Raw genomic sequence first — 23,717 nt, forward strand, 5'->3', positions numbered from 1 at the left:
CGTCCTTTGGGCTGGCTGGCGACCACGTCAGAGAGGAAAGCAACGAACTGTGCGCTGGTGTGACGTGCCGCCGTCTTTCCCACGACCTCGCCGGTGGCGGTGTTCAGTGCCGCAAACAGGCTGAGCGTGCCATTGCGCTTGTATTCAAATCCGTGGCTCTCGGCACGTCCGGGCGACAGCGGGAGCATCCGGTCCTTACGGTCGAGCGCCTGAATCGCGGTCTTCTCGTCGACGCAGAACACCGCGGCGTTGGCCGGTGGGTTCAGATACAGGCCAATCACATCGGCCGCCTTGGTCTCGAAGTCCGGATCGTTGGAGACCATGTGTCGATCCACGCGATGGGGCTTCAGGTCATGACGACGCCAGATACGCTGAACGTCCATGAACGAGATCCCCAGTTCGGCGGCCAGCTTGCGGCTGCTCCAGTGCGTGGAACCGTCCTTCGGCTTGCGCTTGAGCGTGTAGTCGAGCACACGGGCTTCCAGGCGCGGCAAGTTGCGCCGCGGTGCGCGACCCGGATGCCTTCCGTACAGACCCGCCAGCCGTTCCTCGGCAAAGCGCGCTCGCCACGTCGCGATAAAGCGCGAGTCGCAGCCCAGCGTATTCATGATCGTGTCCCGCGACACACCGTCATCGAGAAGAAGAATCAGCTTCGCGCGCCGAACCTGCGCCATTGCCGCTGTCCGCTTGCGCTGCAAGCCTTCCAACTCTTCCCGCTCCAAATCACTCAGATTCATCTTTCCCATGCACACCATATGGGGTGCAATCTCTTTGTTTCAATGGACTAGCCTTTTCCGCCTCGGTGTTGCGGTTTTGTCCGGGGATACTTTTACCGGCGAAAATCACGATACGGCTGCAGACGGGCGATAGCGCCCCGTCAATGGTGACTTTAGCCGGGGCAGGCAACTGGGTCAGAAAGAGCATTTCCTTCCAGTTCTGGCAAAAAAGGTCTGTACCGCAGGCGATGTTGTCAGTCCCTTTTGGTCCACTAATCGCGAGTGTCGTAAATGACGGGTTGTCCAGAAGATTTTCAATGGCCGTACTGAAATCACTACGCCGAATCAGATGCCGGAAAACGTCGTCGGGCGTGATTTGCAGGAAATTGTCGTTGTAATGTTCAGAATGGGTCATGACGAAGCGTTTGTTGTCTTTTGTGGCAGCGACCTGGCCATTGGTGCTGCTGGCGAAGTAATTGACTTCGCCAGCAACAGCGTTGAACGCATTGTAGGTATCCAGATAGTTACGGGAGTCGTAATTTCCACCGCATTGTGTGTAATCAGGGTTCGACAATGCCCTGCTCTGTTCGTCGACGGGTGACCCGGGCGCCACGAGTAGCGCCGCAAGACCTGTAGTGATGACGTTGCCGTTACCGTCGATGATGTCGATCTGTCCCGGGGTGTCCCAATTCAGCACATCGGTTGACGGGGTGATCTTGTAGCGGCCAGAAACAACGTACCACAGGCATTCCGAGTTTCCATCGCGCAAGACCTCGGTGCGGAGCGTTTTCCACGGGAATTTTCCGAGAACGGAAAGATCCTTCGCGTTGCCTAGAAAATTCAGCGCTGCGACTCCCTCCGTCTGTCCGACGTCCGGTAACCGCAGATAGGCGGCGTCGTTGACCGATGTGGTCGAAATGGCGTCTCCGATCAACGCATCTTTGGCTTCGGCGAGCGCCCGGGACGTGGCCTGAATACGTCTGGCTTGATACTGCGCAACGCTGAACTGGCCGAGAAACAGGCTTAGTCCCACTAGCGTCAGTAAGGTCAGAACAGCAATCAATGCAATGCCGTCCTGCGCGGTCTGTGGGTTCATGCAGAATGTTCGACATCGCTTCCCCCATGCCGGGCCGCGCTTCGTTTCATGATTCGGCATTGCCATGTCTTACGGAAGCTATTGCGCTCTCGCTGGGGAGGTGATCAGGATTTTGCCGCTACCGAGGATATCAGCCGTCTCGCCTGTGTCCCGGTTGAGCGTATTGCCAACACTGACTTGGGTAGCTGGGACGTCATTTGTATCCACAATGACCTTGCTTGGATTGGATCGCTTTGCGCTTACTAGCACACCGCTGTCTTCCTGAGGAACCCCATTGACCCACACCGTCCGCTTTCCGCTGCTGCGCGTAACGACGCCATTGATCGTCAGGGTCGGGTCTTCGGAAGCTTCGCGCTGCTCTTCGGGATTGAACTGCCGTTGATGATCCAGCTGTTGCCGTCGCTCCGGCGTGAAGAACAGTCGACCGAGTTCTTCAGCGGATGTGGCGCTGGGTATCGCGAAAATGAAAGCAAACAGCGCTAGCCGGAGCGAGCGCATTGAATGATCGGGAAAGCGGTGAATGCGATGGGTCATTTCGCCAGTCCCTCCGCGCTGTCCGCCTTGCGCACAGTGATCCAGTCGATCAGGCAACCGGCCTGCAGCGAGGCAGTAGATGCGCCATCCGCAGCGGTGCGCGCCAGGCGGGAGATGTCGCAGCGCCGGGTCTGGATCAGTGCGGGCGCCTCGCGGCGCAGGTCGTCGAGCAGCCGCGTCAGGTCCTCTTCGTGCAGCAGTTTGAGCTCAAGCTTCATGGTGCTGGCGTAAAGTGCCAGTTGCCCCGATGGCGATTTTTCCAGCGGCTGGCGCGGCGCGATCTCGTAGTGCATTTCGGGCAGGCGATGCCGGGCGCGAATCTCTTCGAGCAACTCGACCCATTCCAGGCGCTGCTCTTCGCCAAGGATGCGGCGTGATTGCAGCTCGTTGAAGACGGCTGCTTTTTGCCGTATTTCGTTTTCTTCGCTGCGGACTTGCCTGAGCTTGTTGTCGATTTCCTTGCGTTCCTGTTGGATGTTGGCCAGGCGGGCTTGCGCGTCGCCGAGTTCCGCGCGCGCGACGAGGATCGATGCGGCCCCCAGGGCGAGCATCACCGCCAGCGCGAGCAGCGGAATCTGCAATCTGGACCAATCGTTCGCGTTCAGCTTCATGATCCGATCTTCCGCGTGACCTGCAGGCTGAACGTACGCAAGGGGTTGCGCTCCAGAGCAGCGTCACCGCTGCGCAGCGCCTTCCCGGATTCGATGTCGAACGGTTGTTGCAGGATGTCGACCCGCAGTGCCTTGTTCGCTGCTAGCTGCTCGACGAAGCGGTTGAACAGTTGGAGTGTTTGCCTGGTGTCAGCGCCGGGTGGCGCATGCAGCGTTCCTTGCATGACAAGGCTTTCGCTGTCGTCGGGAAGCGGCTTCGTTCCGATGTCCGGCCTTCCGGCGGTGCCGCGCGCCGGTTCGGTCCCGCCGAGTTTCCATGCGAGCGAGGCAAGTTCGATTGTCGGATGGCCTTGCAGAGCGTGGCTGAGTTCGACGTAGAAAGGGGTCGGGGAGATGCTTCGCTGCGCCTGGACGAGATATCGGCCGATCACGCTCTTCAGCGTTTCGCGGTCGACGGGCACGCTGGGGAACGTTTTCAGCACGTCGGCGTAACGCTGGCGGGACTGCCCGGTTTCGGCCTGCAGTTCTGCTGATTCGCGGGTGAATTGATACGCGTCGAAAAGCTGATTGCCCGATAGCAGCAGGCAACCACACAACGCGGTGGCGCCGAGACCATAGAGCAGGGTGCCCAGCCGGCCGACCTGGTAGGTGTGCCGCAAGGTGTCACCGGCAAACTGCATTGCTGGCGGATGGGTCGCCAGCAGGTGCAGGAACAACTTCTCGCCGTGGCTGTCCGGCGGCAGTGATTTGAGGCCCGTACGCTTCGCGCACTCGTTGATGTCGAGAACGTTGAAGCGCACGGCAGGCGTGTCGACACAACTGTTCTCGATCGCTTTCAGAGCACCGGGGTGCGCGAGGATGTGGGCGGTGATCGTCTGGTTGCGCCCGACCAGGCGCTGGCTGGCGAGGTATTGCTGCAGCTTGAGCGATTCGCTGGCAAAGGCCTGGGCGATGCTGCCGATGCTGCTGTGCTGCAGCGGCGTCAGCCGGCTGAAATGCAGCTGGCCCTTCTCGAAATAGCTCTGGCGGATACTGTTGTCCTGAATCGTCAGCAACAGGCAGGGCTCTTCGGGCAGGCGGAGCTTTTTCAGCAGCGACGGGAAGACCGTGGGCAGCGAATAAAGGCCGGACAGCGCGACATCCGTTTCGCCGATGATGTCCAGCCAGGGCTGGAAGAAAGCCGGATTGGTCAGCGCGGCGAGCAGCAGGTGCTCGTCCTTGCGCCGGTTTTTTTCATGTCCCAGCGACAGCGACGCGGTCAGGGGCGTGTTGAAGAACGTTTGCGCCAGTTTGCGCTGGATGACTGCCGTCCGGTCGCTTCCACGCAGGAACGGAATCGTCTCGCTGTGGAATCCTTCTTCGGCGACATTCGCCAGCAATGAAAAAACGCTGGACGCATTGCTGGCCAGATACTCCCTGAACTGCAGCAGGCCGGCTTCCGAGGCAGGGAAACGGCCTTCCTCATACAGCGTGCCGGCGTGCCAGCGATAGGCCGCCAGTTGCTGCGCGCTGAGGTAGAGGTGGCGTTGGGGTTTCATTGCGTTCTATCAGGTGGCGATCCGGCTGATGACGTCATAGACCGGACCGAGCACCGACAGCATGATCCATCCGAGCAGTGCGCCGAGAATGAGCGTGAGCAGGGGCTCGATCAGCTGCTGGACCTTTTCGACCGATTCCTTGACGTCGCGATTATAGAAGTAACTGACGTTGATCAACGCCTCGTCCAGCGCGCCGGTACTTTCGCCGACGCGCAGCATGCGGATGACCAGGGGCGGGAAGAAGCCGGTCTGCTGGAAGGCCGCCGTGACGTTCTGCCCCTCGCCGATGAGTTGCTCGACGCGTTCCAGTCCGCGCCGGATCGCCAGGTTGCCGACGATATCCTGCGTGGTACGAATCGCGTCGAGCACGGAGATTCCAGAGGCGTACAGCAGGGCGAAGGTGTTGGCAAAGCGGGAAAGGATGATCTTGCGCAGGATGTCGCCGATCAGCGGCAGCCGGAGCTTGAGTGCGTCGAAGCGCAGGCGCGCCAGCGGGTTGGTGTGCAGGAGAAGCTGGACGGCGACGAGTGCAAGGATGGGCAGGAGCAAGGCGACGTACCAGTACGCGACGAGCAGGTCGGAGACGAAAAAAAGCACTTTCGTCTGCATCGGTAGCGCCTGGCCCATGTTGCGCACGAAGAGCTTCAGCTGGGGAACCATGTAGGTCATCAGGAAGAACGTGGCGGCGATCACGATCGAGCCGACAAAGGCCGGGTACATCGCCAGCTTGCGTGTCTGCGAGGCCAGTTCGTCTTCCCATTTCAGCGTTTCGGTCAGGCTTTGCAGCACGTCTGACAGTTTGCCGCTGGTCTCGCCGGCGCGGATCAGGTTGACGAAAACCGTGTCGAATACCTTCCGGTGGGCTTCCATCGCCTGCGAGAGCGTCTGGCCGCCCTCGATGCTGTCGACCAGGCTGGCAACCACTTCCCGGAAACGCGGGTGCTCCAGGGTGTCGGCCAGATCCTTGAGTCCGTCGAGAATTGGTACCCTGACCCGGAGCAGATGTTCCAGATGGAAGCAGAAGTGGATCAGTTCCCTTCTTGGAACGGATTGCACCCCGAGTAGCTGGTGGTTGCTGACGGGCGATCCCTTGACCAGGTCGAGCCCCATGCGTCGCAGCCGCATGTCGAGGTCGATCTCGTTCTGCGCGTCGATGCGCCCGCTGACCGTGTGGCCGTCCGCGTCGATTGCCCGATAGTTGAACAGCGGCACGGCGCTTACATCCGGTCGGTCAGGTCGACCACGCGGCTTAGTTCCTCCAGCGAGGTCGAGCCGTCGAGCACCCGGCGCAGTCCGTCTTCGGCGAGTGAAACGAGGCCGTTCTGGACGGCGGCCTGGCGAATTTCCCGCCCCGTTGCCCGTTTGGCTACGAGTTCGTCGAGGTCGCCATTCATGCGCAGGATTTCCATGATCGCCAGGCGCCCGCGATAGCCCTGGAAATCGCACCGCTCGCAGCCGCAGGGGCGGAAGACGATCGGGCGTGGCGCATCGAGCGGGCTGCCGAGCAAGCGTGCTTCGTGCTCACCCGCCTGATAGGGCGTCTTGCAGTGCGGACAGAGGCGGCGGACCAGTCGTTGCGCGACAACACCGATGATGTTGCCGGCCATGATGTCCGGCAGCACGCCGATGTCGAGCAGGCGGGGGATGGCGCCGATCGCCGAGTTTGTGTGTAGCGTCGAGTAGACCTGGTGGCCGGTCATCGCCGCGCGAAAGGCCATTTCCGCCGTTTCGGCGTCGCGGATTTCGCCGACGAGGATCACGTCCGGGTCCTGACGCATCATCGAGCGGATGCCGTTGGCGAAATCGAGCTTCGCCGCTTCGGCGACCGATGTCTGCCGGACCATCGCCATCGGGTATTCGACCGGGTCCTCGAGGGTCATGATGTTCAGCCCCTCGGAGTTGATGTGGTTGAGGATCGAGTAGAGCGTTGTCGTCTTGCCGCTGCCTGTGGGGCCGGTGAGCAGGATGATGCCTTCGGGCCGGGCGATCATCAGCTTGAGCGTGTCCAGCTGGCGTTCCGTGAGGCCGAGCCCTTCGAGCGGAACGAGACCTTTCTGGCGATCGAGGATGCGCAGGACGATGTTTTCGCCGTGAATGGTTGGCTGCGCGGAGACGCGGAAGTCGATTTGCCGCCCGCGGATGGTCAGGGTGATCCGGCCATCCTGCGGGGCACGGGTTTCGGCGATGTTCATGCCGCTCATGACCTTGATGCGCACGGCCATCGCCGGCCAGTACGATTGGTGCAGCGAGCGGATCTGGCGCAGCATGCCGTCGATCCGGTAGCGGATGCGCAGAAAACCGCTTTCCGGTTCGAAATGGATGTCCGAGGCGTCACGCTTGACGGCATCCGTCACGATCGAGTCGATCAGGCGGACGACCGGCTGGCTGTATTCATCGGAGGATGATTGCAGCCCGCGAAAGTCGATCTCGCCGGTCTCGATTTCGTGCAGGATGCCGTCGATCGACAGCTCGTAGCCATACGCTTGGTCGATGGCCCGGGCGACCTCGGTTTCTCCGGCGAGGAGCGGATCGATCTCCAGTGCCGTTTTCGCCAGGCTGCGGATCCGGTCCAGCGCGACAATGTCGTTGATGTCGGCAATGGCGATTGTCAGGCGCTGGTGCTCCTCGTCGTAGTCGAGGGGCAGCATGTTGTGGCGCTTGGCCAGTTCGCGAGGCACCAGCGCGAGCGCCGAGGGGTCGATGATGGCATTCGAGAGGTCGATGCTCTGTTTGCCGAGGCTTTCGGACAGCGCATCGCGCAAGGTGGCCTCGGTGACGAAGCCCAGGGCGACGAGCAGCTTGCCGACCGGCTGGTTCGTCTTCATCTGCTCCAGCAGGGCGATCCGCAGCTGATCCTCGCTGAGGATGCCCTTGGCGATCAGGACTTGTCCGATCTGGCGCGGGGGCGGGGCGTTCATCGGCATGGCGCTTTTCGGGCTGCGGGGTGATTATTGCTGCAACCGCAGCTCGGCGAGCCGGCTTCGTGCCTGCTCGCGGTCGAATCCGGCCGCCCGGGTCTCTCCTGCCGCCAGCGCCATCTGGTAGTACTGGGCCGCCAGTTTGCTCTTCCGCAAATGGTCGAGGCTGATCGCGACGTTGAAGATGAAGTCGGGGTTTTCCGGGTCGGCAGCGTAGGCCTGGAAGTAGGCCTGCTGTGCTTCGCTCCAGCGTGCCTGTCCGGCGTAAAGGTTACCCAGCGCGAACAGGAGCGATACCGAATCCGGCTGTTCCGAAAGCGCGGTTTTCAGCCGGCTTTCCGCAGTTTCTGCGTCGGCCAGCCCCAGTGTGTTGGCGACGCCAGCCCGTGCCGTGGCGTTGGTTGGGTCCGATTCAAGAGCCCGTGTGTAGAGCGAGTAGGCTCGCTCCAGTTGTCCGCGACGGGAGGCGATCGTTGCGAGGCCGAGCAAAGCATCGGCGTTTTTCGCATCGGAACGCAAGACCTGCTCGTAACCGGTTTGCGCTTCATCGAATCGCTCCGCCATCAACGCCGCATAAGCGCGTTCGAGATGCGGATTGACCCGCGGTGGCGTTCTGCTCAGGCGGATAGTGGGGCTGGCCGGCGAAGATTCCGCTCGTTTTTCTTTTTCCGGCGAAGGTGGCGTGGGCGAGGATGCTGGCGCTTTCTCACTTGCTCGTGAAACGGGCGTCACTGACGGTGCGGCAGGTGCCGTGCGTGTCGCCGGAGCCTCGCTTCGGCTTGCTATTGCGGTGTTGTCGTTGCGGACGGCAGACACGGGCGTGTCGTTTCCTGGCTCGGGGGGCACTGTTTTCGCCGCAGGGAGGGGCGTGAGTGCTTGCGTCGGAATGGCGTGGAGTTGCCACCAGAAATAGCCTCCCACGCCGAAAGCGAGGAGCAGCGCCAGCGCGAGCAGGGGCAGCAGCCGATGGCTCCTGTTGTCCGGTTGTTTTGCGGTGAACAGATTGTGTGCGGTGCGGCGATCACGGTCGGCTTCGGTGACTTCCTTCTCGGTCTGCGCCGGTCTGGAATTCGGCTCGGACGGTCTTCCCGATGTCAGTGCCAGTTCCGAATCGATCGCGTCGAGATGCAACGCGAGGTCCGGCAGCGGCGAATCGTGTGGGGAGTCCTGTGGGCGACCGTCGCCCGCGAGGCGTTTGGCGTCTTCCGCCTTCTTCAACGCCTCCATCAACAGACTCACCGCAGCGGCTCCTGCGTGATCTGCGGCCCGGAGAAAGGCTCGTAGACCTTGTCGGTCGCGAAGAATTTCTCGTCGGGGAGTGATGTCGCCAGGTGGCTGAAATCACCGTTGATCGACGCGTCCCTGATGACCGTCGGTCGGAGAATGATGACGAGTTCGGTCTTGGTCGAGGCATTGTTGCGGGTGGTGAAGATCTCTCCGAGTACCGGAATGTCGCCCACACCAGGAAAACGTCCGCTCTTGTTTTCCATCCGGTCTTCCATCAGCCCGCCGAGCACGGCGATGTCGCCGCTCTTTACGCGCATCATCGACTCGATCTCGCGGGTGCGGATCTGAGGAACCTCGTTTACCACTGTGAGCGCCGGGTTGGGGTCCTGTTTGAGCGCGGCGATGCTGGAGATGGAGGGACGCACGTTGAGGGTGACCACGTCGTCGTCGCTGATCTGCGCGGTCAGACTCATGAAAAAGCCGATCGAGACGGATTGCGGCGTCGTGGTGGTGGTCGTTACGGCATTGGTATTGGTATTGCCTGCGGCAATGTCCTGTTTGACGTTGAAGTAGACGAAGTCCTCGGAAACCTTCAGGGTGGCCGTCTGGTTGTTGAGCACGGTCAGTTTCGGGCTGGAGAGCACCTTGGTGGTGCCGAAGCCGCGCAGCATGTCGACGAAGATGTTGAGCCCTCCCGAGATGTTCCGGTAGGTGAGCGTGAAAGGATTGACGGTCGATCCGGCGCTCTGCGTGTTGGTTGCCTGCGAGAGGGAAAAACCGGTGTCCGTGGCGACCTTCGACCACTCGATGCCTTGCTGGTAGTTGTCGGCCAGATTGACCTCGATGATCGTCGCTTCGATCATCACCTGACGGCGCGCGCTGCGCATGATCCGGTCGAGGAATTCCTGCACCTTCTCGTGCTGGCGTGAGGTGGCGCGAACGGCGATGACGCCGGCCTCCGGGTTGGCGATGACCGATGCCGCTTCGCGGAAGGTCATGCGTTTCACCACCGTGGCTCCGGAATTCTGCAGTGAGGCAGGATTCGGGCTGCCGGCCAGTGTTTGTGTCGATTGATTGCTGCGGCTGGTCGTTCCGGGGGCGGGGACCGGGGCGCCGGTTCCGGTCGTGCTCTGCGCCTCGCTTCTTTCGACGACTGTTTCGGTGCTGCCTTCGGGGAAGACTTTGTCGGTTTCGTGCAGCAGGTCCTTCAGGTTCTTTTCCAGTGACTCCCAGAAACGGTTCTTCGACTTGTTTTCGATCTGGATCCGCGAAACGTTGCCGCTGGAGGAACTGCCGACGCTGCTGGCCAGGGCGCTCGTTGAAATCTGGGTGTTGGTCGAGACCGTGCCGGTAACTTCGCGCGACAGATTGACGTAGTCGACACGGTAATGTCGGAGAAAAGGCGAATCGGGCATCACGGCCAGGTTCGGACCGTCGAGTTCGAAGCGCATGTCGACCTGCCTGGCGATGCGATTGAGCAACTGCGGCAAGGTCTGGTCGATGGCGTTGAGGGTGACGTTGCCGGAAATGCCCGGGTGGATGTCGACGTTGAGCTTCGCGTCACGGGCCAGCGCGAACAGCAGATCCTGTACCTTTACGTTGTTGACGACGACGCTGTAGGTTTCCGTTTTGCCGCCGGCCTTGGGTGGGGGCAGCGGGATGGCGTGCTGGACGGGGGCGGGAATCGTTCCGGTTGCCTTGGCCTTGTCTTCGGTGCGCAGGTGACCTGCCGATGGACCGCTACTCAGCGTGGCCGGGGTACAAGCCACGAGGAGTAACGCAGAAACGATGGCGCCAGCAGTTCGCAACATGCGGGATTTCATCCTGTTGAAGTTTGAAATCATCATATCACGTAAGGTTTTTTGTTCAACCGATTGATTTATAGGCCGAGTCGGGGCTGCGGGGCTTGCCTGTCGCCGCTATTTGAGCTTGCTCACCGCGCGGATGTAGGGCTTTTCGCCGGGGTTGGTTTCGGAGAGTCTGGCGAGCGCCGTGCTGGCCTCCTCCCAGGTGGCGAAGTCACCATAAATGACGCCGAGTCGGTCGCGTCCGCTCAGGTTCGAGCGATAGACGCGAATCTGTTGCGCGTCCAGCGAGCCGGCGATGCCCGCGATGAATTGCTCCACGCCGATCCCGTTGTTTCCGTCGGTGCTGAGCAGTTGGATGAAATAGTGATTTTCCGGCGTTGCCTTGATCCACTCTGCGGTGGCGGCGATTTGTTCGCCGAGCGAGCTCTGGTTGCGAGGTGAGGAAGCCTCGTCGTGCGCCAATTCCTGATGGATGGGGGGGCGGTCGAGTTCCGTGGGTTGAAGCTGGTTGCTTGTGGATTGAGCAGGTATTTCTGGCGGAGATTCCGGGAGGGCAGATGTCGTCGTCGGGGCTTCTCCGGGAAAATCCGTGCGCCATGCCGCAACCGCCATGCCGATGAAAACTGCCGCTGCCACTGCGACTGCGACGATCTTGCCGCTGTATCGTGCTGCGCCTTCTTTTCGGGGCGGGGGCCGCAGATCGCGCACGGCCGCTTTGGCGTGCCGGTCTTCTATGCCGTGCTGCCCTGCGGCGAAGGCGGCAAGGAGGCACTTTTCGGCGAGGATATTCAAACGCCGCGTCAGTCCGCCCGAGGCCTTGCCGATGATTCGCAGTGCGCTGCGGGAGAAGAGGTCCGGGCCCCGATAGCCGGCGGCGCGAAGCCGGTACATCAGATAGTTGCCGATGTCGTTGTGGTGTAATGGCGCAAGCCAGAAATTGTGCGTGATGCGATCCTGAAGTTGTCGCATGGCCTTGTTGCTCAGGCGTTCGTCCAGTTCCGGCTGGCCGAACAGCACGATGTGCAGCAGTTTGTGTCGATCCGACTCGAGATTGGAGAGCAGTCGGACTTCCTCGAGCGTCTCGTCGGGCATGGCGTGCGCCTCGTCGATCAGGACGATGACGCGACGTCCGGAAGCATGGATCTCCAGCAGGCTTTCCTGGATCGCGAGCATCATCCGGTGCATCTGCGAATCGGGCAGCGCCAGTCCCAGTTCGTGAGCAATGGCCTCGATGATCTCGACGCGTGACAGCGAAGGCGTGGCCAGATAGACCGTTTCGACATGCTTTGGCAGTCTTTCCATCAGCATCCGGCAGAGCATCGTTTTTCCGCTGCCGACTTCGCCGCTGACCTTGATGATCCCTTCGTCGTTGACGGCCGCGTAAATCAGCGCGTCGAGCGTCTCTCCGCGGTTGGCGCCGGCGAAAAAGAACTCCGTGTGCGGCGTGATGCCGAACGGGGGTTCGCGCAAGCCGAAATGTTCCAGGTAGATCACGACGCTTTGCTCATTGCTTCCATGCGGCTGTACAGCGTGGTCCGGTTGATGCCGAGCAGACGGGCCGCCCGGCTGACGTTGCCGGCGGACAGGCGCAATGCGGCCTCGATGAAGCTACGCTCGGTTTCCGCCAGCGTTGTATCGAGGTTGAATGGGGTGGGCTGTTGCAGGCGGTGTAGCGCGGAGGCGATCAGCGCATCGTCGTTCGGCCCCTGCGGCAGAGGGGGCTTTTCCGGTACGGGTGGTTCATCCTGAAGATCGAGCTCCGCTTCTAGTTCCGGGTTGTCGACGCGTTGTCCTGCGTATTTTGCAGTCAGCCGGATGACGATGTTGCGCAGTTCGCGCACGTTGCCGGGGAAGCTGTAACTGGCCCAGAGTCGCAGCGCTTCCGCGGAGAGTTCGAACGGAGGGCGCTTCGACTGTACCGCATAGAGATGGCGAAAATGGACGAGCAGCAGAAGCTTGTCGTCACCCATGTCGCGCAACGGGGGAACGCTGACGGTGCATACAGAAAGGCGGTGGTATAGATCGGCCCGGAAATTTCCGGCCTTGACTTCCCGCCGCAGGTCCCGGTTGGTCGCCGCGATGATCCGGGCGTGGCTGATGCGCTCCTGGGTTTCTCCCACGCGCTGGAACCCGCCGTTTTCGAGAACGCGCAGCAGTTTCGCCTGCAGTTCGAGCGGCAGTTCCCCGATTTCGTCGAGAAACAGCGTTCCGTCCGCGGCATCCTCGAAATAGCCCGCCCGGGACGATGTCGCGCCGGTGAAGGATCCCTTGGCGTAACCGAATAACGTCGGTTCGACCAGCGTTGGCGAAATGGCCGCGCAGTTGAGTGCGAAGAACGGCTTGCGGCTTCGCCCGGTGTTCTGGTGCAGGTAGCTTTTTACGACGATTTCCTTGCCGGTTCCGGACTCGCCCTCGACGAGCACCGGGAACGGTGCGTCGGCGTAGTGCTTCAACTGAAGCTTGAGTTTTTCGATGGCGGGACTGTTGCCGATCAGGAGCGGCGACCGGGTGTCTGCGGCGGGTTCTGCTTCCATCGCCCGGAAACTCAGGGCACGGTCAAGCACGCTGCGCAAGTCGCTCAGCGGGCATGGCTTCGCCACGAAGTCCACTGCGCCCAGGGCCCGCGCGTGGCGCGCATTGTCTCCGTCGTTCTGTCCGGATAGCACGACAATCTTGATGTCCGGGGCCTGGCTGAGAAGTTCCGGAATGAGCGCCAGTCCTTCATCGGGGCGGTGCGGGAAGGGTGGGAGGCCAAGGTCGACGAGAGCGACGTCGGGCTGGCGTGACGTTCGTTGAAGCAGCTGAAGGCAATGCGGCCGGCTGTGGCTGGTGACTATTTCGAACGCCGGCTCAAGGGAAAACGACAGCGTGTCGACGATCAGCGGGTCGTCGTCGACGATCAGCAAAAGCGGCTTGTTTTCCGGCGACGGCGGTCTGGGGTCGGGCATGGAACGCATCATCGATTCGTCGGGACAGTCGGGGCATTATTTCACAAAAGCTCTTCACGAAATTCAGCCGCTGCGCGTTGCCTCGAAAATATCGAATATGGCTAGGGTATAATCGCAGCTTCTTTTGTCTCGGGGTTGTGCTGTGCCGGCTGACTGCTTGGTCAAGATCACTGATGTCAACTTTGCCTACGATGATCGCTCGATCCTCAAGGGCGTCGACATGGAGATCACGCGTGGAAAGCTCGTGGCCATCATGGGGAACTCCGGCTGCGGCAAGACAACGCTGCTGCGTCTGATCGGCGGCCAGCTCAAGCCTACCAGTGGTGAAATCCTGGTCGATGGGCAATCCGTTCCGCACATGAGCCACGACGAGCTCTATGCCATGCGGCGGCGCATGGGCATGCTCTTCCAGTTCGGTGCGCTCTTCACCGACATCTCGGTATTCGACAACGTGGCGTATCTGATGCGTGAGCATACCGATCTGCCCGAAGAGATGATCCGCGACCTGGTGTTGATGAAGCTGAATGCGGTGGGGCTGCGCGGGGCGCATCACTTGATGCCTTCTGAACTGTCGGGCGGGATGGCGCGCCGCGTGGCCCTGGCCCGTGCCATTGCCCTGGACCCGATGCTGATCATGTACGACGAGCCGTTTGCCGGGCTCGATCCGATTTCGATGGGCGTCATCGGGCAACTGATCCGCAAGTTGAACGATGCGCTGGGGGCGACGACCCTGCTGGTGACGCACGATGTTCAGGAAGCGTTGATGATTGTTGACTACGTGTATTTCGTTTCCGATGGCCAGATCGTGGCGCAAGGGACGCCGGACGAAATCAAGGCCTCCACTGATCCTTTTGTGCACCAGTTCGTGTTCGGCGAAGCGGACGGACCTGTGCATTTCCATTACCCGGCGGTTCCGTTTGCGCAGGAGTTGATGCGGGAGGTCGCCGGTGCTTAGCAGGACGTTATCCGTGCTGGTCGAATTGGTTCGCTCGACGGGCCATCGCATGAACAATGCGCTGCAGACCCTGGGCTTTGCCACGCGCTTCTTCATGATGATTCTGGCGTACTCCGGACAGTCGTTCCGGCGGCTGCATCTGACGATCCGCGAGATTTACTTCAGCGGATTCCAGTCATTGCTGATCATTCTGGTCTCCGGTCTGTTCATCGGCATGGTCCTGGGCATGCAGGGGTATGAAACCCTTCAACGCTATGGCTCTTCGGAGGCGTTGGGGATTCTCGTGGCCTTGTCGTTGACCCGCGAACTGGGGCCTGTCGTGTCGGCGCTGCTTTTCGCTTCGCGCGCGGGATCGTCGATCACCGCGGAAATCGGGCTGATGAAGGCGACGGAGCAACTGACGGCGATGGACATGATGGCGGTCAATCCGGTCGCGCGTGTCGTTGCGCCGCGGTTCTGGGGCGGGGTCATCTCGATGCCGTTGCTCGCGGCGTTGTTTTCGGCGGTCGGAGTTTTCGGCGGTTATCTCGTTGGTGTGGTGCTGATCGGTGTGGACGAAGGAGCGTTCTGGTCGCAGATGCAAGGGTCTGTCGATTTTCGTCTGGATATCTGGAACGGCATCATCAAGAGTTTCGTTTTCGGCGTCGCCGTGTCGCTGATTGCCGTGTTTGAGGGTTACGATGCCGTGCCGACGGCGGAAGGTGTATCGGCTTCGATCAAGAGGACGGTCGTGTATTCGGCGCTGGCGATCCTGGCGCTGGATTTCGTGTTGACCTCGTTCATGTTCCGGGGGGTTTGATGAGTCGCAAGTTGCTTGATTTGTGGGTGGGTTTTTTTGTCGTTTTTGGTTTCGCCGCCGTTTTGTTCCTGGCGTTGCGTGTCGGGAACATGTCGTCGGCCAGTTTTGCCGATACGTACCAGTTGACCGCCCGGTTCGATAACATCGGCGGCCTGAAGGTCCGCGGACCGGTGAAGAGCGCCGGGGTGGTCGTTGGCCGGGTTACCGATATCCGTTTCGATCCGCAAAGCTACGAAGCGCTGGTGACCGTTACGGTCGACAGCCGGTACCAGTTCCCTAAGGATACGTTCGCTTCGATCCTGACGGCCGGGTTGCTCGGCGAGCAATATATCGGGCTCGATGCCGGCGGTGACGAGAAGATGCTGAAAAGTGGCGATACCTTCATGAAGACGCAGTCGGCCGTGGTGCTGGAAAAGCTGATCAGTCAGTTCATGTTCAACAAGGCGTCAGAGACGCCGGATGCCCAATAGTGCGAAAGGAACAGGTCGTGAATTGCCATCCTTTGAAGCGTCTGTCCCTCGTTCTCGCTGTTGCCCTCGTTCTGCCGGGGTGTGCAACAACGGCAAGCCACCCGAAAGATCCGTTCGAAGGCTTCAACCGTGCCATGTTCGCTGTCCACGAAGGCGTCGATACGGTGCTCAAGCCGGTCGCCAAAGGCTACGACGAGGTGACGCCCGATCCGGTCAAGACCGGTATCGGTAATTTCTTCGGCAACCTCGCGGATGTCTGGATTGCCGTGAACAATCTTTTGCAGGGGAAACTGACGGAGGGGGCTTCGGACGTCGGTCGCTTCCTGGTCAATTCGACTGTCGGGATCCTCGGTTTGATCGATGTGGCCAGTGAAATCGGACTCGACAAGCATGACGAGGACTTCGGCCAGACCTTGGGTTACTGGGGCGTTGGCGACGGCCCGTATTTGTTCTGGCCGGTCATCGGGCCGAGGAATGTGCGCGATACGCTTGGCTTCGTGGTGGATGTGTCGGCGGACCCGGTGGGGCATCTTGAAGACGTTTCGGCGCGGAACACATTGATTGGTGTTCGGCTCATCGATTATCGGGCCAGCCTGCTTCCGGCCGACAAGGTTGTCGAAGAAGCCGCCTTCGACAAGTACAACTACCTGCGTAACGCTTATTTCCAGAATCGTCGCAGCGTGATCCATGACGGGAATCCGCCCCCGCTCGAGGACTGAAGGGCAATCGACTGAATGAGGATACTTATGGTTAAGAAGTGGTTGTTGGTGCTCTGTCTTGGGTTGGGCTTGTCCGTTTCCGGCGCATTCGCGCAAGAAGGTTCCCCCGATGCGCTGATCAAGCAAGTGACGGAAGAAGTGTTGTCCATCGTGCGGCAGGACAAGGATATCCAGAACGGCAACACGCGCAAGGCGATTGAACTGGTCGAGGTCAAAGTTCTGCCGCATTTCAACTTCCAGCGGATGACGGCCCTGGCCATGGGGCGGGACTGGAACAAGGCCGATCCGGAGCAGAAAAGGCGTTTGTCGGAGGAGTTCAAGACGCTGCTCGTCCGGACCTATTCGAATGCCTTGACGGGATATCGCGACCAGACCATCCGCTACAAGCCCACGCGGATGCAGGGGGATGCGACCGATGTCGTGGTGAAGACGGAAATCCACCAGTCCGGCGGAAAGCCGATTCAGCTGAACTATTCGCTGGAGAAGCAACCGGAAGGCTGGAAGGTCTATGACGTGATCGTCGCCGGCGTCAGTCTGGTAACCAATTATCGTGATACGTTCAACCAGGAGGTTCGGGCGAACGGTGTCGATGGGCTGATCCAGATGCTTGTCAACAAGAACAAGCAGACTGAAGCCGACAAGAAATGATCGAAAAAAAGGACGGTCGGTACGTTGTTGTCGCGCCGATGTTGATGGCCAACGCCCGGGACCTGCTCCTGGCGGGACGGGCGCTGCTGAGTGGTGAAACGGCCGAGGAGTTTACGCTGGATCTTGACCAGGTGCAGGACGCGGATTCGTCGGCGCTAGGCGTGATCTTTGGTCTGATCCGTACCGCTGGTGCATGCGGTAAACGGATTCGAGTCGCCAATCCCTCTTCGGGATTGATCAGCCTGGCTGCGCTGTACGGTGTTTCCGACTCGCTTCCTCTCGGCTGATTTGCCTCGGCCAGCTAACTCCTTCTCCAGATTCGTTTCGTGATGCGCGCCGCAGTGTCTGTAACGCAAGTTGCCAAGGCATTCGGGAGTTTGCGGGCGCTTGATGGCGTGTCGCTGGAGATTGCCGAAGGGGAATTCTTCGGCTTGCTCGGGCCGAACGGGGCCGGGAAAACGACACTTATCTCGTGTCTTGCCGGACTCGTGCGCGCGGACTCCGGCTCCCTTGAGGTGATGGGGCATGATGTCCAGACAGACTACCGCAGTGCACGCCGGTTGCTCGGTGTCGTCCCGCAGGAACTGGTATTCGACCCGTTTTTCACGGTGCGCGAAACACTGCGCATCCAGTCGGGCTATTTCGGCATTCGCCGGAACGACGACTGGATCGACGAAATTCTGGAGAACCTCGACCTCACGGCCAAGGCGGATACCAACATGCGGCGTCTCTCCGGAGGAATGAAACGGCGTGTGCTCGTTGCCCAGGCGCTGGTACACAAACCTCCGGTGATCGTTCTAGACGAGCCGACTGCCGGGGTTGATGTCGAATTGCGCCAGGGGCTCTGGGCTTTCGTCAGACGTCTCAATAGTGCCGGCCATACCGTCATTTTGACAACGCATTATCTGGAGGAAGCCGAGGAACTCTGCGGGCGCATCGCGATGCTCAAGCAAGGGCAGGTTGTTGCGCTGGATACGACCCAGCGTTTGCTGGAGCGCTCTTCCGGGCGAACCCTGAGCTTGCGTGTTGACCGACCGGAGCGGCTCCCTGGCGATTTGCGTGCTCGGGCCGTCGAACGTGACGGGTTCCTCAATTTCTCGTTGCCCAGCTGTCAGGACGTCGAACCGCTGCTTGCAAGTGTGCGTGAATTCGGGTGCGCGATCCAGGATATTCGCCTGACCGAAGTCGATCTGGAGGACGTTTTCGTTTCCGTCATGCAGGGTAAGCATGAGAGCGAGGCCGAGGACGGGCGATGATCGGGTTCAGGACTCTGTTCTACAAGGAGGTGTTGCGTTTCTGGAAAGTCGGCTTTCAGACCATCGCCGCTCCGGTCTTGACAGCATTGTTGTACCTGCTGATCTTCGGGCACGTTCTGGAAGATCGGGTGCAGATCAATGGCGTGGGATATACGGCGTTTCTGATTCCCGGATTGGCAATGATGTCGGTCATGCAGAATGCCTTCGCCAACAGTTCGTCCAGCCTGATTCAGGCAAAGGTTACGGGGAGCATCGTCTTCGTTCTGCTGCCCCCGATTTCCTACGTCGAATTTTTCATGGCTTATGTCGTTGCCGCCGTCCTGCGCGGCATGATGGTCGGATTGGGTGTGCTGGCTGTGACCGTCTGGTTCGTGCCGGTGGAGGTGGTAGCGCCGGGGTGGATCGTGATCTTCGCGCTCGTGGCGGGAGGCGTGATGGGGGCGCTGGGGATGGTAGCGGGCATCTGGGCCGACAAATTCGATCAGTTGGCGGCCTTCCAGAATTTTCTGATCATGCCGCTGACGATGTTGTCCGGAGTATTCTATTCAATCGGATCCTTGCCCGCCTTCTGGCAGGGTGTGTCGCATTTCAATCCGGTGTTTTATTTGATCGACGGATTTCGCTACGGATTCTTCGGTGTGTCGGACGTTTCGCCCGGTAGAAGCCTGGTCGTCTCGGCGCTGTTTCTTCTAATGATTGCGCTGGCAACCTTGGCGTTGCTGCGCAAGGGATACAAGTTGAGGTATTGAGTCATGATGCTGGCCGAACAGGTGAAAAAACTGATCGCGGACGGACTGTTGTGCGAGGAATTGCAGGTGCTGGGAGACGGTGAGCATTTTGAAGCGCTCGTCGTCAGTTCGCTCTTTCTCGGCAAGAGTCGTGTGCAGAGGCAGCAAATGGTCAATGCCGTGCTGCGCTCGTATTTCGATAGTGGAGAGCTGCATGCACTTTCGATGAAGACCGTTACTCCCGACGAGTGGAGCGCACTGCGTGGATAAATTGTTGATTGAGGGCGGCGAGCCGCTCGTCGGCGAAGTGGCCGTGTCCGGCGCCAAAAACGCGGCATTGCCGATTCTCTGCGCCAGTCTGCTGTGCCCGGATACTCTTCGCCTGGGCAACGTTCCACACCTCAACGACATTTCGACGATGCTGCGCTTGCTTGGCCAGATGGGCGTTGTCGTCGCACTCGACGGTAACGAGGCGGTGACTCTCGACAGTGCGGGGCTGAGCAATCCGTTTGCTCCGTACGACATGGTCAAGACCATGCGCGCATCCATTCTTGTTCTCGGGCCTCTACTGGCCCGGTGCGGCGAGGCGCGAGTATCGCTGCCGGGTGGTTGCGCTATTGGCGCACGGCCTGTCGACCAGCATATCAAGGGCTTGCAGGCCATGGGGGCGGACATCCGTGTCGAGGGGGGCTATGTCCATGCCACCGCTAAACGGCTCAAGGGCGCACGCATAGTCACCGACATGGTAACGGTGACCGGCACGGAAAACCTGATGATGGCGGCAACCCTCGCGGAAGGCGAAACCGTCATCGAAAACGCGGCACGTGAACCGGAGGTCGTTGACCTGGCCAATTGCCTGATCGCGATGGGGGCGAACATCGCCGGCGCCGGAACGGACCGAATCTGCATCCGGGGCGTCGAGCGTCTGCACGGCGCTACTCACTCGGTCATGCCGGATCGGATAGAAACAGGGACTTTCCTGTGCGCGGCCGCGGCGAGCGGTGGTGACATCACGTTGGCGCGCACCTCTGCGGTGTGGCTTGACTCGGTTATCGAGAAGTTGCGTGAAGCGGGGTGCGTGATCGACTGCGCCGATGATTCGATACACCTCAAGGCGCCGCAGCGCCTGAAAGCCATCAGCCTGCGAACCGCGCCGTATCCCGCTTTCCCGACCGACATGCAGGCGCAGTTCATGGCGATCAACTGCGTGGCGGACGGCTCGGCAGTGATACGGGAAACGATTTTCGAGAACCGCTTCATGCACGCGGTCGAGTTGATCCGGTTGGGTGCGGACATCAGGATCGATGGAAACACCGCGGTCGTCACGGGTGTGCCTAAGCTGGACGGCGCAACCGTGATGGCGACAGATCTGCGCGCTTCCGCCAGTCTGGTGATCGCGGGGCTTGTCGCCCGTGGGCAAACGCTGATCGAACGCATCTACCACCTTGATCGTGGCTACGAGCGTATCGAGGAGAAACTTGCCCGTTTGGGCGCGCGGGTTCGCCGCGTCAGATAACGTTTTTCTCTCCCCCTTGCCGATTGGTCAACTGGGTTGGCCAATCGGAATCCTCAGTGGTTTTATGCGGGCATGTGGCAGTGCAATGTTGGTGAGCAAGTCGCAAGATCTTGTTCGCTAATGTCGGTTAATCACATCTTGTGATTGCCTGTCAACGCGTTGTAGACTCGAAAAAAAGCGGAAATTGACAGTTCGCCGGCGCCTGGGGGGTGACCGGCCTTTGGTCAAAGGGGTGGCCAAAGGGTCCCGGTCATGCGCGGCCGGCACAAAGTCTCACTCAGCACAAAACTCAACAACCAGGAGGAGGGGGCGTGGACGTTCATCTGTATTTCTCGCTTATACCGGAGGCGCTGATTGCTTCCAATCTGACACCCGAACAATTCGGCCAGTACTACGCTACGGGTACAGGCTATAAATCCAAGGGGCAATGCCTGTTCTTCGAGGTCGATCCGGACTTCCGAAGCGACTACTTCGATATCCCGACTGCCATTCAGCGTTGCGTTCCGGCCGAAGACGGCTCGCCGAAGCATTCGGTCTATGTTTCCGTTTACCGCGTTCTCGAGCATCTCCCGCTCGCCGCGCTCGGCAAGCTGTACTTGACGACGGCTTACGGCCATACACTCGGTTTGGAGAAGGGCGAGTTGCCTGCCGAGAAGGATGGCTGCCTGCACCTCTACCAGGATCTCGTTCCAGTTAATAGTCTGGTTGTCAGCCATCTTGACCCGGTTGCCTTTTACCAGAGCGTGACGATTAATCCGGCGAAATTCATTCGTTTCCCGGGGTTGGTCTTTGTCGAGCTGGGGTTGGGGGCGCTGGCCGATGACCCCGAAAACGGGTCGGCAAACGACTTGCCGTATTCGTATATCCATCACTTGCGTGAGGCCTTGATGGTTCTCAAGGGCGGCAAGGACAGCAAGATGGTCCACCGGGTGCACTCGATGGAATTCCCCTACCGGATGGTCAAGAAGGGAGTCTATGTCGGGAACGGCGGCGATTTGGTGTTTTATCCGATGCTCTCTCATCATGAATTGAGAGATAAACACACCCAATGGTGGCGCTCCGCCAACGTCTGAGTTTTCGCGGCGGGGGGCCGGCTTGGTACGCCGCCGCGCATGACCATAATCAATAAAGCCTAGAGGTCCTATCTTGAACACTTACCTGATTCTTTCGACGCTTTCCGGTGTCGTTGCGCTGGTTTTTGCCTTCGTGCTGAGCAAGGAAATCAGTAACGCCGACGCCGGCAGCCCGAGGATGCGCGAGATTGCCGGATACATTCACGAAGGAGCGATGGCCTTTCTCTATCGTGAGTATCGCTATCTGGCGGTATTCATCCTCATCGTATTTGCCGTGCTCGCACTATTCATCAACTGGCAGACGGCAGTGTGTTTTGTCGGCGGGGCCTGCTGTTCGATCATGGCCGGCTTTTTCGGCATGCAGGTGGCGACGAAGGCCAACGTCCGCACCGCAGCGGCCGCGCAAACGGGTATGAATGCCGCTCTGCGCATCGCGTTTTCCGGCGGTGCCGTGATGGGGATGTCCGTTGCCGGTCTGGGTATGTTCGGCCTCGGTGTGCTTTATCTGCTGTTCGATCAGAACGTCAGCTACATCACCGGTTTCGGTCTCGGCGCGAGTTCGATCGCGCTGTTTGCCCGCGTCGGGGGCGGCATCTACACCAAGGCGGCCGACGTGGGGGCGGACCTGGTCGGCAAGGTCGAAGCCGGGATTCCCGAGGATGACCCACGCAATCCGGCGGTCATTGCCGATAACGTCGGCGACAACGTTGGCGACGTTGCCGGGATGGGGGCTGACCTGTTCGAGTCGTATTCTGGTTCGATCATCGGGGCTTTCGCGTTGGGGGCCGTCCTGTTCAAGAACGGCGAGGGTGTGCTCTATGTCTTCGGGCTTTGTGCCCTCGGTATTCTGGCGTGCATCGCCGGTGTGCTGATTGCCCGCGCCAGCAAGGGCGATAACCCGCAAGCGGCGCTCAACCTCGGTACCTACGTTGCCGGCGGGCTGACGGTCGTAATCTCCGGCGTACTCAGCCAGCTGGTCTTCGGCAATCTCAAGGCATTCGCCGCCTTGACGGCCGGCCTGATCGCCGGCCTGACCATCGGCAAGATCACCGAAATCTACACCTCGGCCGACTATCGCTTTGTCAAGACCATCGCCCGTCAATCGGAGACGGGCCCCGCGACGACCTTGATCTCGGGCATGGGCATCGGCATGTATTCGACCATGTGGCCGATGATCTGCATGGCCGTCGGGATGCTGGTTGCGTACTACGTCATGGGCGGCGCCAGCGATGCCTTTTCCGGCCTGTTCGGAATCTCTCTGGCGGCCGTCGGGATGCTGTCGATCACCGGGATCACGGTTTCGGTCGATGCCTACGGCCCGATTTCCGACAACGCCGGGGGTATTGCCGAAATGTCCGAGATGCCGAGCCGGATTCGCGAAATCACCGACAAGCTGGATGCCGTCGGCAATACTACGGCAGCCATCGCGAAGGGCTTCGCCATCAGCTCGGCGGCTCTGACCGCGCTGGCGCTGTTCGCCGCCTACGCCCAGGCCGTCAACTTGAGCAGCATCGACCTGCTCAATCCGCTGACCTTGGCCGGGCTCATGCTCGGCGCGATGATCCCCTTCCTCTTTGCGGCGTTGACCATGGAGGCGGTAGGCGATGCGGCGACGGACATGATCGAGGAAGTCCGGCGGCAGTTCCGCACGATCCCTGGGGTGATGGAAGGTACAACCAAACCGGATTACGCGAAGTGCGTCGATATCTCGACCGCCGCGTCGTTGAAACGCATGCTGTTGCCTGGGTCGCTGGCGATTATCCTGCCGCTGGCCATGGGCTTGCTGCTCGGCCCGGCAGCGCTGGCAGGATTTATCGCTGGCGCGTTGGTTACCGGCGTATTGCTGGCGATCTTCATGGCCAACTCCGGTGGAGCGTGGGACAACGCCAAGAAATACATCGAGGGCGGCGAGCATGGCGGCAAGGGAAGCTTCGCGCACAAGGCGGCGGTGGTCGGTGACACGGTGGGCGATCCGTTCAAGGATACAGCGTCGCCATCAATGAACATCCTGATCAAGCTGATGACCATCGTTTCGCTGGTGTTCGCGCCGGCAATCGTTCAATACGGCGGAATCGTCGAACAACTCGTAAAGTAGGTATCAGGAGTTTCTTGCTTCCTCGGCGAAGCTCTCGGCACAGGCTAGGGGCTTCGCTTTTT

Annotated in this window: 23 protein-coding genes; 12 read left to right on the top strand and 11 right to left on the bottom strand. The window is 60.3% G+C overall.

Annotated elements, in window-relative coordinates:
• From BO74_RS10185 to BO74_RS10235, 11 genes are all read right to left on the bottom strand, one after another.
• The coding region (locus BO74_RS10185) for an IS630 family transposase (RefSeq protein ID WP_496442055.1) at positions 1–737 on the bottom strand (737 nt) is incomplete at its 3' end.
• Positions 724–1,812, bottom strand: a complete 1,089-nt coding sequence (locus BO74_RS10190) for a hypothetical protein (RefSeq protein ID WP_496442056.1) — start codon at positions 1,810–1,812, stop codon at positions 724–726. The genes BO74_RS10190 and BO74_RS10185, both read right to left, overlap by 14 nt.
• Positions 1,813–1,890: 78 nt before the next feature.
• Positions 1,891–2,346 (bottom strand): hypothetical protein, encoded by a 456-nt coding sequence (locus tag BO74_RS10195; RefSeq protein WP_305074051.1) that lies wholly within the window; start codon positions 2,344–2,346, stop codon positions 1,891–1,893.
• Positions 2,343–2,957, bottom strand: a complete 615-nt coding sequence (locus BO74_RS10200; RefSeq protein ID WP_496442057.1) for a hypothetical protein — start codon at positions 2,955–2,957, stop codon at positions 2,343–2,345. The genes BO74_RS10195 and BO74_RS10200 overlap by 4 nt, the downstream gene beginning before the upstream one ends.
• A complete protein-coding gene (locus tag BO74_RS10205) occupies positions 2,954–4,495 on the bottom strand; it encodes a hypothetical protein (protein WP_496442058.1) in 1,542 nt (513 codons plus the stop codon). Before BO74_RS10205 ends, BO74_RS10200 begins: the two co-directional genes overlap by 4 nt.
• Positions 4,496–4,504: 9 nt before the next feature.
• A complete protein-coding gene (locus BO74_RS10210) occupies positions 4,505–5,707 on the bottom strand; it encodes a type II secretion system F family protein (RefSeq protein ID WP_496442059.1) in 1,203 nt (400 codons plus the stop codon).
• Positions 5,708–5,712: 5 nt separating this feature from the next.
• Positions 5,713–7,413: a GspE/PulE family protein gene (locus BO74_RS10215; protein ID WP_496442129.1), complete on the bottom strand. Its 1,701-nt coding sequence runs from the start codon at positions 7,411–7,413 to the stop codon at positions 5,713–5,715.
• Positions 7,414–7,443: 30 nt separating this feature from the next.
• A complete protein-coding gene (locus BO74_RS10220) occupies positions 7,444–8,652 on the bottom strand; it encodes a tetratricopeptide repeat protein (protein WP_496442060.1) in 1,209 nt (402 codons plus the stop codon).
• The gene (locus tag BO74_RS10225; RefSeq protein ID WP_496442061.1) at positions 8,649–10,451 is read right to left on the bottom strand and encodes a type II secretion system protein GspD; all 1,803 of its coding nucleotides are present in this window, start codon (positions 10,449–10,451) and stop codon (positions 8,649–8,651) included. The genes BO74_RS10220 and BO74_RS10225 overlap by 4 nt, the downstream gene beginning before the upstream one ends.
• A 108-nt stretch (positions 10,452–10,559) precedes the next feature.
• Positions 10,560–11,942 (bottom strand): AAA family ATPase, encoded by a 1,383-nt coding sequence (locus BO74_RS10230; RefSeq protein ID WP_496442063.1) that lies wholly within the window; start codon positions 11,940–11,942, stop codon positions 10,560–10,562.
• Entirely contained in the window at positions 11,939–13,396 is a 1,458-nt protein-coding gene (locus BO74_RS10235; RefSeq protein WP_496442065.1) for a sigma-54-dependent transcriptional regulator, read from the bottom strand. Before BO74_RS10235 ends, BO74_RS10230 begins: the two co-directional genes overlap by 4 nt.
• 157 nt (positions 13,397–13,553) lie before the next feature.
• On the opposite strand from BO74_RS10235, the gene BO74_RS10240 reads away from it, so the two are divergent.
• From BO74_RS10240 to BO74_RS10295, 12 genes are all read left to right on the top strand, one after another.
• Positions 13,554–14,351: an ABC transporter ATP-binding protein gene (locus tag BO74_RS10240; protein ID WP_496442067.1), complete on the top strand. Its 798-nt coding sequence runs from the start codon at positions 13,554–13,556 to the stop codon at positions 14,349–14,351.
• Between the two features lie 13 nt (positions 14,352–14,364).
• Positions 14,365–15,150, top strand: a complete 786-nt coding sequence (mlaE, locus tag BO74_RS10245) for a lipid asymmetry maintenance ABC transporter permease subunit MlaE (protein WP_496442068.1) — start codon at positions 14,365–14,367, stop codon at positions 15,148–15,150.
• Positions 15,150–15,620: an outer membrane lipid asymmetry maintenance protein MlaD gene (gene mlaD / locus BO74_RS10250; protein ID WP_496442070.1), complete on the top strand. Its 471-nt coding sequence runs from the start codon at positions 15,150–15,152 to the stop codon at positions 15,618–15,620. Before mlaE ends, mlaD begins: the two co-directional genes overlap by 1 nt.
• A 17-nt stretch (positions 15,621–15,637) precedes the next feature.
• Positions 15,638–16,339 (top strand): MlaA family lipoprotein, encoded by a 702-nt coding sequence (locus BO74_RS10255; RefSeq protein WP_496442071.1) that lies wholly within the window; start codon positions 15,638–15,640, stop codon positions 16,337–16,339.
• A 27-nt stretch (positions 16,340–16,366) separates the two neighbouring features.
• Positions 16,367–16,987, top strand: coding sequence for an MlaC/ttg2D family ABC transporter substrate-binding protein (locus BO74_RS10260; protein WP_496442073.1), 621 nt, complete (start codon positions 16,367–16,369; stop codon positions 16,985–16,987).
• Complete coding sequence (locus tag BO74_RS10265; RefSeq protein WP_496442074.1) at positions 16,984–17,274, top strand: STAS domain-containing protein; 291 nt, start codon at positions 16,984–16,986, stop codon at positions 17,272–17,274. The genes BO74_RS10260 and BO74_RS10265 overlap by 4 nt, the downstream gene beginning before the upstream one ends.
• Positions 17,275–17,316: 42 nt before the next feature.
• The gene (locus BO74_RS10270; protein ID WP_496442131.1) at positions 17,317–18,243 is read left to right on the top strand and encodes an ABC transporter ATP-binding protein; all 927 of its coding nucleotides are present in this window, start codon (positions 17,317–17,319) and stop codon (positions 18,241–18,243) included.
• The gene (locus BO74_RS10275; protein WP_496442075.1) at positions 18,240–18,992 is read left to right on the top strand and encodes an ABC transporter permease; all 753 of its coding nucleotides are present in this window, start codon (positions 18,240–18,242) and stop codon (positions 18,990–18,992) included. The genes BO74_RS10270 and BO74_RS10275 overlap by 4 nt, the downstream gene beginning before the upstream one ends.
• A 3-nt stretch (positions 18,993–18,995) precedes the next feature.
• Positions 18,996–19,241 carry a BolA family protein gene (locus BO74_RS10280; RefSeq protein ID WP_496442077.1) on the top strand — a complete coding sequence of 82 codons (246 nt, stop codon included), beginning with the start codon at positions 18,996–18,998 and terminating at the stop codon, positions 19,239–19,241.
• The gene (murA, locus tag BO74_RS10285) at positions 19,234–20,487 is read left to right on the top strand and encodes a UDP-N-acetylglucosamine 1-carboxyvinyltransferase (protein ID WP_496442078.1); all 1,254 of its coding nucleotides are present in this window, start codon (positions 19,234–19,236) and stop codon (positions 20,485–20,487) included. The genes BO74_RS10280 and murA overlap by 8 nt, the downstream gene beginning before the upstream one ends.
• A gap of 311 nt (positions 20,488–20,798) precedes the next feature.
• Positions 20,799–21,560 (top strand): hypothetical protein, encoded by a 762-nt coding sequence (locus BO74_RS10290; RefSeq protein WP_496442079.1) that lies wholly within the window; start codon positions 20,799–20,801, stop codon positions 21,558–21,560.
• 73 nt (positions 21,561–21,633) lie between these two features.
• Positions 21,634–23,655, top strand: coding sequence for a sodium-translocating pyrophosphatase (locus BO74_RS10295; protein WP_496442081.1), 2,022 nt, complete (start codon positions 21,634–21,636; stop codon positions 23,653–23,655).
• Positions 23,656–23,717 lie beyond the last annotated feature (62 nt).

Source organism: Propionivibrio pelophilus DSM 12018 (assembly GCF_059569095.1).

Coding starts and splice junctions, on each gene's coding strand:
- BO74_RS10190 (WP_496442056.1), bottom strand. CDS start 1,812: ATGAACCCACAGACCGCGCAGGACGGCATTGCATTGATTGCTGTTCTG.
- BO74_RS10195 (WP_305074051.1), bottom strand. CDS start 2,346: ATGACCCATCGCATTCACCGCTTTCCCGATCATTCAATGCGCTCGCTC.
- BO74_RS10200 (WP_496442057.1), bottom strand. CDS start 2,957: ATGAAGCTGAACGCGAACGATTGGTCCAGATTGCAGATTCCGCTGCTC.
- BO74_RS10205 (WP_496442058.1), bottom strand. CDS start 4,495: ATGAAACCCCAACGCCACCTCTACCTCAGCGCGCAGCAACTGGCGGCC.
- BO74_RS10215 (WP_496442129.1), bottom strand. CDS start 7,413: ATGAACGCCCCGCCCCCGCGCCAGATCGGACAAGTCCTGATCGCCAAG.
- BO74_RS10225 (WP_496442061.1), bottom strand. CDS start 10,451: ATGTTGCGAACTGCTGGCGCCATCGTTTCTGCGTTACTCCTCGTGGCT.
- BO74_RS10235 (WP_496442065.1), bottom strand. CDS start 13,396: ATGCCCGACCCCAGACCGCCGTCGCCGGAAAACAAGCCGCTTTTGCTG.
- mlaD (WP_496442070.1), top strand. CDS start 15,150: ATGAGTCGCAAGTTGCTTGATTTGTGGGTGGGTTTTTTTGTCGTTTTT.
- BO74_RS10260 (WP_496442073.1), top strand. CDS start 16,367: ATGGTTAAGAAGTGGTTGTTGGTGCTCTGTCTTGGGTTGGGCTTGTCC.
- BO74_RS10265 (WP_496442074.1), top strand. CDS start 16,984: ATGATCGAAAAAAAGGACGGTCGGTACGTTGTTGTCGCGCCGATGTTG.
- BO74_RS10270 (WP_496442131.1), top strand. CDS start 17,317: ATGCGCGCCGCAGTGTCTGTAACGCAAGTTGCCAAGGCATTCGGGAGT.
- BO74_RS10275 (WP_496442075.1), top strand. CDS start 18,240: ATGATCGGGTTCAGGACTCTGTTCTACAAGGAGGTGTTGCGTTTCTGG.
- BO74_RS10280 (WP_496442077.1), top strand. CDS start 18,996: ATGATGCTGGCCGAACAGGTGAAAAAACTGATCGCGGACGGACTGTTG.